The organism is Pseudomonas sp. NFACC45, from assembly GCF_900113505.1.
Taxonomy (GTDB): Bacteria; Pseudomonadota; Gammaproteobacteria; order Pseudomonadales; family Pseudomonadaceae; genus Aquipseudomonas; species Aquipseudomonas tehranensis.
This window is the reverse complement of record NZ_FOPO01000004.1, coordinates 267,580-281,700: the sequence shown is the minus strand read 5'-3', so window position 1 is coordinate 281,700 and position 14,121 is coordinate 267,580. Positions and strand designations below refer to the sequence as shown.

At 65.2% G+C, this 14,121-nt stretch carries 2 protein-coding genes; both read right to left on the bottom strand.

Features of this window, described 5'->3' with window-relative positions:
* Position 1: 1 nt before the first annotated feature.
* The gene (locus tag BM132_RS09205) at positions 2-3,844 is read right to left on the bottom strand and encodes a non-ribosomal peptide synthetase (RefSeq protein WP_092454793.1); all 3,843 of its coding nucleotides are present in this window, start codon (positions 3,842-3,844) and stop codon (positions 2-4) included.
* The gene (locus BM132_RS09200; protein ID WP_092454791.1) at positions 3,841-14,046 is read right to left on the bottom strand and encodes a non-ribosomal peptide synthetase; all 10,206 of its coding nucleotides are present in this window, start codon (positions 14,044-14,046) and stop codon (positions 3,841-3,843) included. Before BM132_RS09200 ends, BM132_RS09205 begins: the two co-directional genes overlap by 4 nt.
* Positions 14,047-14,121 lie beyond the last annotated feature (75 nt).

Here is a 14,121-nt window from a genome sequence, read left to right as displayed (position 1 = left end):
TTCAAACCGCTCCGTGTGTAGCAATGGCCGTGAGACGCGCCGCCAATTGTTCGTGCAAGGCGCGTTGCTCAAGGATGGTCAGGTGTTGCGCCGTGATGACCTCGCGGGTCAACGGCCCGCTGCTCAGGTCTTCCCACTGCGGGTCGGCGAAGTCAGCCTGGGCCAGGGTGTCGCTGGCCCACCAGACATGCACCGGGCAGCTTAGCCGGGCAGGCTTGAAGGTCGCCAGCAGATGCTGTGTGTGCTGCTGGTAGCGCAGCCGCGTTTGCAAATGCTCCCAACTGTCGCCATCGAGTTGCAGGCCTTGCTGGCGTGCCCACTGCACCAGCTCCGGCAGGCGTGCCGCTGGGGGCAGGGCGTCCAGTTGCTCCCGCAATGCGGCCATGATCGGCGGCGGCAACTGGCGCAACACGGTCTGGCTGTCCGGTGTCAGCGCTTGGGAGGCTGATTCCAGCAGCGCCTCGACACTGTCTTCTGGCGCTTGATGCTGGTACTGCGAGTCGATGATACCGAGAAACGCCACTGCTTGGCCCTGGCTTTCCAGGCGAGCGGCTGCGGCAATCGCCAGCAGACCACCGAGGGAGAAGCCCAGCAGGTGGTAAGGCCCCTGTGGTTGCTGTTGGCGCAGGTGCTCGACATAGAGCGCGGCAAGGCTCTCGATATCGCCGCCCAACGTTGTGCTGTCGTCGCTCAGGTACGCCGCCTGCAAGCCCCACAAGTGCCAGGTCGACAGCGGCGCCAGCAGCGTGCGGTAATCCTGCACGTGGCCGGTGGAGGGGTGGAAGCAGAACAGGTTGGGAGGTTGTACGGCGTCGACGTTTGGCGCCGACAACCGCACCAACGGCGAGAGTTTGAGCTCGGCCTGCACCAATGCTGCAAATGCCGAGACGCTCGGGGCGTTGAACACCGCATTGACCGTCACCGGTGCCGATAGCGCGGTCTGCAGGCGACTGGCAAGCGTCACCGCCGCCAGGGAGTGGCCGCCCAACTCGAAGAAGTCATCGTCGATGCCCACTCGCTCCAGGCCTAGCACCTGTGCCCAGACCTCGGCGAGCAGGGCTTCCAGCGGCGTGCGTGGCAAGGCACTGCCGACCGTGTCGAGGACTTTGTCAGCCCATTGCTGCAAGGTCTTGCGGTCGAGCTTGCCGTTGCCCATCAGAGGCAAGGCTTCGACGATCCGCAGGGTGGGCAGCATGTAGTCCGGCAAGCAATCCTGGGCCTGACCATGCAGCCTGGCGACTGTGGTCGAATGCCCAGGCGCCAGGGTCATGAAGGCGAACAGTTGCTGGCCGAGCTCGCCCCGGGGGATGCATTCCACCGCGGCCTGGGCCACTCCGGGGAGGTTGGTCAGCTGCGCCTGGATCTCATCGAGCTCCACGCGGAACCCCCGGATCTTCACCTGGCGGTCGGCCCGCCCGGTGATTTCCAGGCTGCCGTCATGGCGATAGCGGGCCATGTCGCCGGTGCGATAGAGACGTTCGCCTGGCCGATGTGCCAGCTCGATAAAACGCCCGGCGCTTTGTTGCCTGTCCAGGTACCCGCGGGCCAGTTGCGGGCCGGCGATATACAGCTCGGCGCTTTGCCCTGGGGCGGCCAACGCTTGCTGCTCGTCGAGCAGGTACAGGCGCATGCCGTCGAGGCGGTCGCTGAGGGGCAGGCGACGATAATCCACGCTCGGATCGGCTTTATGCATCACCACCCCAACGGTGGTTTCGGTCGGGCCGTAATGGTTGAAGACCGTTAGCGCCGGAGCAAGGCTGCGAATGCTTTGCAGCAGGCGCCGCGAGCAGCTTTCACCACCGAGGATCAATTGCTTGCGCGGCAACACGGCAGCGCTTTGGGCGTGAATCAACCAGGCGTCGAGCAACGACGGCACGATCTTCAAGTGGTCGATCGGGTACTGCGCCTGCCAGGCTGCCCAGGCCTGGGCGTCCATGGCCGTTTCCTTGTCCAGCAGGTGCAATTCGCCGCCGCTGAGCAGAGCCGGGAACAGCAACGTGTAGCCCAGGTCGGCCGCCAGTGAGGTGACCACTGCGCTGCGTTCGCCTGCGGCCAGTTGCAAGCGCCGGGATACGCTGGCGACATAACTGGCCAGCTGTCCGTGCTCGACGATGACGCCTTTGGGCGTACCGGTGCTGCCCGAAGTGAACAGCACGTAGGCCGCGTCCTGTCCTTGGAGCTCGACGTTGGTTGCAGTCGTTGGCGCTTGCTGCCAGGCCGCTTCATCGCGCAGGTCGAGGCTGCCGATGCCCGGCAACGCGGGGGCACTGCCGGCCGAGCCGCTGAGAATGAAGGTCGGCTGGGCTTGTTGCAGGATCGCCAACGAGCGTTGTGCCGGCTGATGCACATCCAGGGGAACGAACGCCGCGCCGCTCTTGAGCACGGCGAGCATGGCCAGGACCATCTGTGTCGAGCGATCCAGATACAGCGCCACGCGATCTTCGCGACCCACACCTTGGGCGCGCAGGTAATGCGCCAGTTGGTTGCTGCGGGCCTGTAATTGGGCATAGCTCAGTTGCCCATTGGGGTCGCGCAGGGCCAAGTGTTCTGGAAACTGCGCGGCACATTTATCGAAACCCGCCGGCACGCTGGTAAACGGCAGTACCGCAGGGTCGGATGGCGCCTGCAGGGCGGCCAGCGTTGCGGTAAAACTCGGCGCCTGCACTGACAGTTCAGCCAGGGGCTTGCCTGGGTTGGCGAGGGCATCGAGCAGCAGCGATTGGAGTTGCTCCAGCAGGACCAGGGCGGCCTGTTCGCTGTAGCGGCCCGGCAGGTGGCAGAGGTTCAGGCGATAGCCGCCAGCGGTCGTTTCGGCCACCAGCAGCAGCTCCATGCCCGCGGGGATGGCCTGTGCGTCCAGCACCGTGAGCGTCGACACCATGCTGCCCAAGGTGTCGAGCCGATCGGGCAACTGCCCACCCCACTGGAAGCCGTACTGCAAAGTGTCGGCCGGCAGTGCAGCGCTGACGCCGCAGTATTCTTGCCATTCGGTGGCTTGCTCGCAGAGCACCTGCAGGTTCGCCAGCGCCTGGGCAAAATGGCTGTTCGCCGCCGGTTGCCAGCGCAGGGGCAGGGGCTTGGCAAACAATCCCCAGCAATCGGCGAGTTCTTCATAGTCGTCGCGACAATCGTGGACCCAGTTCAAGGTCAGTGCCGGGCTGTCGCCGCTACTCAGGCGCTGCAACAGCACGCCCCAGGCCGTCATCAGGACTTGCTCGGGCGATGCGTCGTGACGTTGGCAAAAGCTTTCCAGGGCCATGCTCAACTGTGGGTTGGCGCTCAAGCGAGTGGTCACCGGGGCGTCGGCGCGCTCGCTGCGTACCTCACGGTAGAGCAGCTCGCTGGCGGCCGCCTCGTCCAAGGCCTGGCTGGCCCAGAAACGCCGGCCAGGCTTGGCGTCTTCATCGGCCTGCAATTCGTAGAGCCAGGCGCTGTACTGGGTATAGGTCATCGCCTCGTCATCCACCGATGGTGCCTCTACCGAGCCCAATGCCTGCGCCAGGCGTAGCAACGTCCCGCGATCCGCGCTCAGCGCCGGCAGGTGCAGCGTCACTCGCTGCCGATCGCCGTCGACCGCTTGCACCTCGACGCTGATGGCGTCCGCGCCCATGACCGTGGATTCAACCACTTGCAAGGGCATCAGCAAGCCCGGTTCTGGCCGTACTCGCAGGCGCAGGGCCTCGTGACACATGCTCAGGGCGGCGAGTCGTTGGTGCAGACGCTCCAGGGCCAACGGGCCTTTTATTTCCAGTTCCAGGCGCGCCGCTGGCAACCCCGCCAACCACTGGCTGCGTTGTTGGGGCGAGAGGGCGAAGGCTTCTTCGCGAGTTTCAAAGGCGCTCATGCCTGCACCTCTGCAACCAACGCCGGCTGTGCTTCGGGCAGGCAACCGGTCAATTGTTCGCGACGCATCATCTGGCCCATGGCGACACAGATCTTGCGCTCACCCTCGAAGGGATCCCGAGCGTGGGCCACCAACATATTGTCCAGCATCACCATGTCACCCTTTTGCCAACTGAAACGTACCGCGCAGTCTTCATAAGCCTCGCCGATCACTTGCATCACTGCGTCTTTGATCACGCTGCCATCGCCGTAGTACACGTTGCGGGGCAAATGTCCGGGGCCGAACAGGCTGATCAGATTGCTGCGCACTTCCGGCTCCAGGCAGGCGGTGTGGTGCAGTTGCACCTGGTTGAAGAACGACAGTTCCAAGGTTTCGGGATGCTCGACGATGGCCGGGCAGTGCTGGGCGATCCGCAGGTTGTCGGCCCCCAGCCATTCCCAGCGCATACCCGACGCCAGGCATTGGCGCTCGACTTCCTCGCGCTGTTCGGTCTTGAAGAAGTCCTGCCAGCGCACGTCCAGCTTGTCGGTGAAGTGCCGCACATACAGCAGCCCCAGGGCCTTGAAGCGAGCGACGATGTCCTCGGGCAAGCGCGCCAACACCTGCCGGCAATCGACGATGGGCGTGCAACCGCCACGCGGCGCCGGCGTTTCGCAATAGAACCACTGCTTGCGTGGCCACTGCGGCAGATGGGAGCTCTCGTTGTGGAAGAGAATCATGTGCTGTTCCGGGTACGGCGTGGAGTGGTAGATGTTCTTGCCGGACTTGTTTTTCGGCAGGTCGCCATAGGTCCCGTAGAGGTCGGGTTCGATGGCCTGGGCGAACTGTTCGAAAGCGCCAGCGTCCGGCAGGTTGAAACCCCGGAACAGCAGGCCACCGTGGGTCAGCAGCTGTGCATTGATCCATTTCCGCGCTTGCAGCGCCCAGTGCACCGGGTCCAGGTCGCCGAGCAACGGCTCGATCACCAACGGCAAGGCTTGCCCGGCGTTAAGGGTGCGGGTACGTACCTGCTCATGGGCCACCTGGCTTACAGCGGTTGCACGGGTCTGCTTGAGCTTGCTCAATTTGGACTGCTTGCGGGCGCTGCGTGCCGTGGCCTCATCGAGCGACGAATCCGGCAGGGACGGTGTGCTGGCGTTGCCACCCTCAAGGCGCCACGACCAATGCTCCAGCGCTTGCCCCGGGGCCGAGACGATCTGCTCCAACAGGCTCTCGAAGCCTTGTTCGAGGCGCTGGATGGTCGGCTCCTGCAACACGCTGGTGCGATACACCCAGCGCACGTTCAGGCCTTGATCGTCGTCCTCTTCGACAAACACGGCGAGGTCGAACTTGCTGCTTTCCTGGCGTGACACCAGGTGTTCCACCTCAAGGTCCGGCAGGCTGGCATTGCCGCTGGGCGTGTTCTGCATGACGAACAGCACCTGGACCAGCGGATTGACCCCTGGTGTACGCGGCGGTTGCAGCTCCTCGACCAGTTTGTCGAACGGCACCTGCTGGTGCTGGAACGCCGACAGGCAATCCTCGCGCAAACGTTGCAGACGGGCGTCAAAGGTTTCGCCCTCGCTCAGACGGGCACGGATCGGCAGCACGTTGACGAAGAACCCGATGAGATGTTCCAGGGCCGAATGTTCGCGGTTGGCCAGGTCGGTGCCGACGATAAAGTCGTGGGTCCCGGTGGCCCGCTGCAACAGGCTGTTGAAGGCATTGAGCAGGACCATGAACAGCGTCGCCCGCTGCTGTTGAGCATAGGCTTTGAGCACCTGTGCCTGGGCCGGTGTGAAACGTTGCTCCAGGGCCGCCCCCTGATAGTCGGGACGCGTCGGCCGTGGCTGGTCAAGCGGCAGCGGGATCAGCGTTGGCGCGCCGTTGAGCTGACGGCGCCAGTAGTCGATGGCCCGTGCCAGCAGGCGCTGTTGGGCTTCGCTGCGTTGCCAGTAGGCATAGTCGGCGAACTGGATCGGCAACACCGGCAGCACCGGTGTCGAGCCGCTGGTGCGGGCCTGATACCCGACGATCAGCTCCTGCATGAGGATGCCCATGGACCAGGCATCGGTGGCGATATGATGCAGCACCAGTTGCAGCACATGATCGTCGGTGCCCAGGCGCAGCAGGCTGGCGCGCAACATCGGCGCCTGTTGCAGATCGAACGGGCGTGCCGCCTGTTCATCGATCAGGCGTTGCAGGGTTTGCGCCTGTTCCTCGTGGTCCAGGTGACTCAGTTCGGTCGGTGTCAGGTCAACCCGCGGTGCCGGGCTGATGACCTGGCAAGGCTGGTCGCCGTGGAGATGGAACGCCGTGCGCAAGGACTCATGGCGTTCCAACACCGCTTGCAAGGCCCCTTGCAGCGCCGCGATGTCCAGCGCACCACGCAGTCTGATGGAGGTGGTCATGTTGTAGGCGGCGCTGGGGCCTTCGAAGCGATCCAGGAACCACAACCGTTGCTGGCTGTAGGACAGCGGCAATGGCTGGTTGCGTGGCGCCAGGGCAATCTCGCTATTGCCGTCGGTCTCGGTCTGGGCGTCGCGCTGCTGATCGACCGCTTCGGCCAATTGCTCCAGGGTGCCACGCTCGAACAGCGTGCGCAGCGGCAGGTTTACGTTCAACCGTCGGCGAATCCTCGACAACACCTGGGTGGCCAGCAACGAGTGACCGCCGATGGCGAAAAAGTCGTCGTGCACACCGACGGTCTCCAGGCCGAGAATTTCCTGCCACAGCTCGGCCAGGACCTGTTCGGTCGGCGTGCGCGGTGCCAGGCATTGCGCCTGCGCCGTTTCGTCCTGGGGCACACCCAGGGCGGCGAGGGCGCGACGGTCGACCTTGCCATTGGTGTTCAGCGGCAACTGCGCAAGGGCCAGCCAACGGGCCGGAACCATGTAGCTTGCCAGTTGCTGGCCCAGGTAAGCGCTCAAGACCTGTTGCGCGGACTCGCCGCCCAGGTTGGCCGTGTCGTCGAGCACATACCAGGCCACCAGCTGCAGCGCCCCGCGCGCGTCGGGCAGTGCCAGCACCGCCGCGCTGTCCACCGCTGGGTGTTGCATCAGGCGGTTTTCGATCTCGCCCAGTTCGATGCGGTGGCCACGGATCTTCACTTGCTGGTCGCGCCGCCCGAGGTATTCGATCACGCCATCGGCGCGCATCCGGCCGATATCACCGCTGCGATACAGGCACGCATCGGCCTGGAACGGGTGCGCAACAAAGGCTTCGCGGGTGCGTTGCGGGTCGCGCAGGTAACCGCGACCGACGCCGACACCACCGATGCACAATTCGCCGGGTACACCGACAGGGACCAGGCGCAGCGCCGAATCGAGAACGAACACCTGGTTATTGGCGGTCGGCTTGCCGATGGGCATGTGCAGGCAGTCGTCGGAAGGAGCTTCGGTGATGGGGTAGAAGGCGACGTCGTCCGAGCATTCGGCGGGACCGTAGGCGTTCATCAACGGGATCGCCGGGAAGCGGGCGAACCAGTCCCGCGCCAGGGCCGGCGGCAATGCCTCGCCGGTGGGCAGCAGCCAGCGCAGGCTCGCCAGGGAGTGGTGCGCCTGGCTTTCCTGGAGCATGCCGCGAATCAGCGCCGGCACGGTTTCCAGCAGTGTCAGTTGCTGCTCTTGAACCGCATCGAGCAGGGCCACAGGGTCGTGGGCCTGGGCATCGGGAAGAATGTGCACGGTGGCGCCGAACAGCGGCGCGGCGAGGAACTGCCACACGCTGATATCGAACGCCGCCGAAGCCGTCTGGGCAATCCTGTCGTGCTCACCCAGGCCCAGGCTCGGGACCTTGCCGAACATGTTGTTGAGCATCCCGCGTTGTTCAACCATGACCCCTTTTGGCGTGCCGGTGGAACCCGAGGTGAAGATCACGTAGGCCAGTTGATCCGGGTTGTGCGCATAGGTGACTGGCGGCTGTTCGCGGCCTTGCCAGAGCGCCTGGGCGATCAGGCAGGTGGGTTGCTGGCGCATCTGCGGCAGGACCTTGTCCAGCGTCGAGCTCGCGTGCTCGCAGACCAGCCACAGCGGTGCTTCACCCTGGTCCAGCAACTCCGCCAGGCGTGCGTGGGGCTGTTGGATGTCCAGGGCCTGGAACGCTGCGCCGACCTTGAGGGTGGCGATCATCATCGTCAGCAAGGCCAGGCCACGCTCAGCGAACAGCGCCACCAGGGTTTCCGGGCCGGCACCGGCTGCTTGCAGCGCATGGGCGATGCTGTTGGCGCGACGGTCCAGTTCGGCGTAGGTCAGCGATTGCCCCTGGCATACGGCAGCGAGGTGTTGCGAGCGGCGACGCACTTGTTCAGCGAACAGCGCCGCATAGCCGCGCTCCAGCGGGAAGTCGACGTCGCTGCGATTGCAGTCGATCTGCAACTGCCGGCGTTCCGCCTCAGGCAGCATGTGCAGGCTGCCCAGTGGCGCTTGCGGCGTCTCCAGCATGCCCGAAAGCAGCTGCACCAGATGGCCGAGCATGCGCTGCACGGTGTCAGTGCCAAAACGCATGCTGTCGTAGGACAGGCGAATGCCCAGGCGGTCGCCGGGGTACAACACCACCGTCATCGGGAAATTGGTGTGCACCCGGTCTTCATAGATGTCGATGCTGAAGGCGTCCAGTTGCACGCTGCTGATGTCCAGCGGCGCGTTCTCGAACACCACCAGGCTGTCGAACAACTGCTGGCCGCGCGGCACTTGGCTGCAACGCTGGATGTCCACCAGTGACGCGCTTTCGTGTTCGCGCAATTGCGCGTTGTGAGACAGCAGCGCCTGCAACCAGTCGGCCACTGGCGCCTCGGGGTCGACATCGATGCGCAGTGGCAAGCTGTTGATGAACAACCCGACCATTTCTTCGACACCGGCCAAGTCAGTCGGGCGGCCGGCGACGGTCACGCCGAACAGCACATCGCGGTTGCCGCTGTAGCGCGACAGCAACAGCGCCCAGGCGCCCTGGATCCAGGTGTTAGGCGTCAGTTGGTATTGCTGGCACAGCTGCTGCAGCCGCTGGGTCTGGGCGATGCTCAGGGTCTGGTCGACGTCGCCGACCTGTTCCGGCGCTTGCTCCGGGCGCGCCACGGGACTGTCCACATGCAGCGGCGTCGGTTCGCTGAAACCGGCCATTTCGGCCTGCCAGAACGCATGGGCGGCGGCCATGTCATGGCGTTCCAGCCAACTCATGTAGCCGCGGAACGAGCGCAGGCGCGCACGGGCCACAGGCTCCTGGCGCACGATGGCCTGGTAGATCGCCAACAGGTCTTCCATCAGCAGGCCGAAGCACCAGGCGTCGGTCAGGATGTGGTGGAAACTGCGCACCACGGCGAAGCGTCGCTCATCGAGTTGGAACACCCGCAGGTGGGTCAGCGGCGCACAGGCCATGTCGAAACCCTGCAGGCGCTGTGCTTCGAGGGCCTGGTCCATCGCCAGACGCTGCTGTTCTTCATCGAGGTGGCGCAGGTCCTGCCAGTCGAACGCCCGAGGCGTTTGGCGGTACACGCATTGCAGCGGCTCATGATCGTCCTGCCACCAGAAGGCGGTCCGCATCATGGGATGGCGCTCAAGGAACAGCTGCCAAGCGGCTTCCATCGCCGGGCGCTGCAAGACCCCGTCCCAGCTGTAGCGTTGCTGCATCAGGTAGATGCCGCTGTGGGGTTGCAACAGGGTGTGCAACAGCATGCCCTGTTGCATGGACGACAGCGGGTAGACGTCTTCGATGTTCGACCAGTCCAGCGGTTCGGATGCCAGGGTTGCCGCTTGCTTGTGGCACAGCGCGAATGCCTGGCTGGCGGGGCGCAGGTCGGCTGCGGTGGCAAGCCCGGCGAGGTCGCTCAGGCGTTGTGTAAGGCGCGGTGCCCAGTCGGCGGCGAGGGTGCCCTGGCTGCGCAGGTGCAGGCAGTCATCCTGCCACCAGGCGTCCAGGGTCAGCGGGCAAGTCGAAGCTGTTGCTGGGCTTGCGGCTTCGACCTGGGCCAGGATGCCACGCTCTTCGCGATGGCTGTCGAGGTTGCCGAGCCAGCGAATGGCCACCGATGCCGCCGGCAGATCGCGCAGCGGTTCTTGCAGGTAGGTATTGTCCGACAGGTAGCGCAGGGCGCCATAGTCGACGCCGTGCTGCGGGTAGGCGCGCATTTGCGCGGTCAGGGCCTGCAAGCGTTGCAGCAGGCTGTCGCCTTCGGGCTGGAGGAAGTACGGCACCGCCAGGGCCAATGGCCCCATGATGCGTGCCGGGTCGAGGTCGGCCACGGCAATCGGCGCATTTACCGGCAGGCGCTCGGCGCTCGGCCGGGCATCGTGCACGCTCAGCGCAACCAGGCCATTGCCGCACAGTTCACGGCACTGTTCGACCACGGCAGCGGCCAACAGGCTGTTCCAGTCCAGTTGCAGCACTTCGCCCAAACGTTTGAGCTCACCTGAGGTGGCGGCCGGTAAGGTTTGCTCGACCACGCTGGCCGGCTGTTGGCTGTCAGGCAGTTGCAGCGTTTCCACGCCGGCGTATTGCAGCCAGTGTTCCCAGGCGTCGTCCAGGGCATCGCCCTGTGCATGAGCCTGCTGGTGCCGCGTCCACTGAGTGAAATCGCCACCGGTGTAGGACAGGCGCACCGGCCGCTGATAGCGCAGTTGCGCCAAGGCCAGGTTGAGGTCAGTCAGCAGCAGCGACCAGGAGGCCTCGTCCAGGCACAGCGGATGAGCGGCCAGCAGCAGGGCGTGCTTGCCGTCCACCTCCAGCAGGCGGGCATGCAGGGTTTGGCCAGCGTCCAGTTCCAGCGCGTCGACACCGGCTTGGGCCAGGGCTTGCAGTTGCGCCGGGGCGCAGGCCTCCAGTTTTTCGGTGGCGATGAGCGGGGCCTTGGCCGCGACCAATACCCGTTGCTGCCACTGGCCCTCCGGCAGGGCCTTGAGCGCCAGGCGCAAGGCTTGGTGGTGTTGCTGCAACGCCGCGATGGCCTGGCTCAGCAGCTCGCTGTCGATGGCCTGGGTCAGCGCCACGCAACGCCAGGTGGCGTGCAACGGCCCTTGTTGGAGGCGCGCCAGTTGCCCGGCGGCCAGCGGCAGTTCATAGCCATCGGCGATGGCGTGCGCCACGCCATGGCTGGCATCGGCGCCCAGCACCCGGGCGATATCGGCGATGGTGCGGTTCTCGAAGAGCTGGCGGGGCGTGAGTTTCAGCCCTTGTTGGTTGGCGCGGGCGATGATCTGCAAGTTGATGATCGAATCGCCGCCCAGGGCGAAGAAGTTGTCATGCACGCCGACACGTTCCAGCTTCAGGACGTCTTGCCAAATGGCGGCCAGCTGCGCTTCGACTTCATTGCGCGGCGCGACGTGGGTAGCGCTGTCGTCCGTGGGTTTTTGCGGGAGCGGCAAGCGCTGGACATCGACCTTGCCGTTGCGGGTCAGGGGCAGTTCGTCGAGGGTGATGAAGTGCGCCGGCACCATGTAGTCCGGCACCCGCGCACCCAGGTCGTTACGCAGTTTCGTGGCGGACAGCGACTGGCTGGCGACCAGGTAGGCCACCAGGCGCAAACTGCCGTCCAGTTCCACGGCACGGACCAGCGCCTGTTCGATCAGCGGCGACAGGCGCTTGAGCTGCGCTTCGACTTCGCCCAGCTCCAGGCGGTTGCCGCGGATCTTGACCTGACTGTCGACCCGACCGAGGAACGCCAGTTGGCCGTCCACTTGCCAGCGCACGCGGTCGCCAGTGCGATACCAGCGTTGCTGATCGGCGTCGAGATGGAAGCGTTCGGCGGTCAGGTCCGGGCGGTGCAGGTAACCCCGGGCCAGGGCGCCGTTGATCAGCAGTTCGCCGGATACCCCGGTGGGCACCAGGCGGCCGTTGGAATCGACCACTTGCAGTTGACGGTTCGGCAGTGGCCGGCCGAGGGCGATGCTGCGCAGGCCCGCCGGCAACTCGGTGGCAATCGCCCCGACCGTCGCTTCGCTCGGCCCATAGTGGTTGAACACCCTGAGCCCTGGCGCCAGGCGGTTGACCTGTTCCAGCAGCGCCGGGCTGAGGGCGTCGCCACCGAAGACCAGCAGGGCGCGGGGCAGCAGGCGGGCATCGGGCAACGCCTGCAACAGGCCGGCCAGATGGCTGGGGGTGATTTTCAGCACATCCACTGGGTGTTGGTCGAAGAGTTCGGCCAGTGCCAGAGGGCTGAAACCGCTGTCTTCATCCACCAGCAACAAGCTGGCGCCGCTGCACAGGGCGCCGAACAGTTGAGTGTGGCCCAAGTCGGCGGCGATGCTGGACAGCAAGCCGTAGCGAGCCGCCGGTGGCGGGTTGAGCACTGCGTGCACCGCCGTCAGGTAATCGACGATGGACTGGTGCTCGACCACCACGCCCTTGGGGGTGCCGGTGGAGCCCGAGGTGTAGATCACGTAGGCAGCATCGGTCGGGCTGTGGACCACGACCGGTGGCGTGTCTGGCTGGGAGGCGATGGCGTCGGCCTGTTCCGCCAGCCACAGCGTCGGCGTGTGCTCGGCCAGGTCTTTGAGCAGGGGTGAAGCGGCGGCACCGATCAGCAGTGCGGCGCGGCTGTCCACCAGCACGTCGGCCAGGCGCCCGGCAGGCTGCTTGAGGTCCAGCGGCAGATAGGCGGCGCCGGCCTTGAGGGTGGCCAGCAGGGCGATCACGAACTCGGCGCTGCGTTCCAGGGCCAGTGCCACCACGCTGTCGTGGCCGATGCCCTGGGCACGCAAGTACTGGCTGAGGCGGTTGGCCTGCTGGTCCAGTTCACGGTAAGTCAGGGCGCTCTGGCGGTCGCGCACCGCCAGCTGTTGCGGGTGGGCGGCCACCTGTTGTTCGAAGCGCTGGTGCAGGCACGCAGGGGGCACCGGCAGTTGCACACCACGACCCTGCACGAGCAATTGTTGGCGTTCTTCAGGGCTCAGCCATTCAAGCTCGCTGACCCGGCACTGCGCGTGCGCCGTCATCGCCAACAGGATCGCGCGCAATTGGGCCGACAACACCGCGACCTCGGCATCGCTGAAGCGACTGCGGTCGTAGCTGATCAGGTAGTGCAGTTGTTTGTCCGGCACCACGATCAGCGACAACGGGAAGTGGTTGCGGCCTTGGGTGAGGGTAATGCCATCGGCCTGCTGGTCGCTGCTCGGGGCACTGAAACTCAAGCCACCGGTGTCCTGGTTCAGTGCGTCGGTGACCGGGAAGTTCTCGAACACCAGGATTGAATCGAACAGCGCCTGTTCAGCCGCGATGCGCGTCATCGACTTGAGTTTGCCCAGCGGCAGGTAGGCGTGGTGGCGCAGATCGCTGTTGGCTTGCTGCAAGTGTTGCAGCCAGTCCACCAGGGTTGGCTCGTTGGCCCATTGCACGCGCAGCGGCAACGTGTTGATGAACAGTCCGACGGTGCTGTCCACCGCCGCCAGGTTCTCCGGACGTCCGGCGACGGTGACGCCATAGACCACGTCGTCACGCCCGGCGTGTTGGCCCAGCAGCAGCGCCCAAGCGCCCTGAATCAGCGTGTTGATGGTCAGGTCATGCTGGCGGGCGAAGTGCGCCAGTTGCTCGGTTTCGCTGGCGCTCAGCAGGCTTTCCCGTTCGGCGAACGGTGCCCCCGCAGGCGCTGGCTGGCGTACGGCGAAGGTGGGCAGTGGGGTCGGCTCGCTCACGTCCTGCAACTGTTCGCGCCAGAAGCTTTCGGTGGCGGCCAGGTCCTGTTCCGCCAGCCAGGCGATGTAGTCTCGATAAGGGCGGGTCGGCGCCAAGTGGGCGGGGCGGCCATGGGCTTGTTCGTAGTACAGCGCCAGCCATTCCTGCACGGCGATGCCGACGCTCCAGCCGTCCATGAGGATGTGATGGAAGGTCCAGATCAGGTGCCAGCGCTCAGGTGCCAGACGCACCAGGCATACGCGCATCAGCGGTGAGTCATTGAGCTCCAGAGGCTGCGCCCGCTGTTCCAGTGCCAACTGTTCGAGTGCGGCCTGGGGCTCGGCGCGGTCCTGCCAGTCCAGTTCGGTCAGGGGCAATGCCACGTCCTGCTGCACCACCTGATAGGCATCGTCCAGTTCTTCCCAGAGAAAAGCACTGCGCAGCACCGCGTGACGCTGCATCAGCGCCTGCCAGGCACCACGAAAAGCGCTCAATTGCAGCGGGCCGTTCATGTCCAGGCTCAACTGCTGGTAATACACCCGCGAATCCGGTTCGTAGACGCTGTGGAACAACAGGCCGTGCTGGGTCGGCGAAAGGGAGTAGATGTCTTCGATGTTGTTCATGCTTGTTTGGTCCATTTCAAAGTCTTGAAAACTCAAGTGAGTCGATCAGGGCGCCGCGCCGGTCCGAGACCTGCG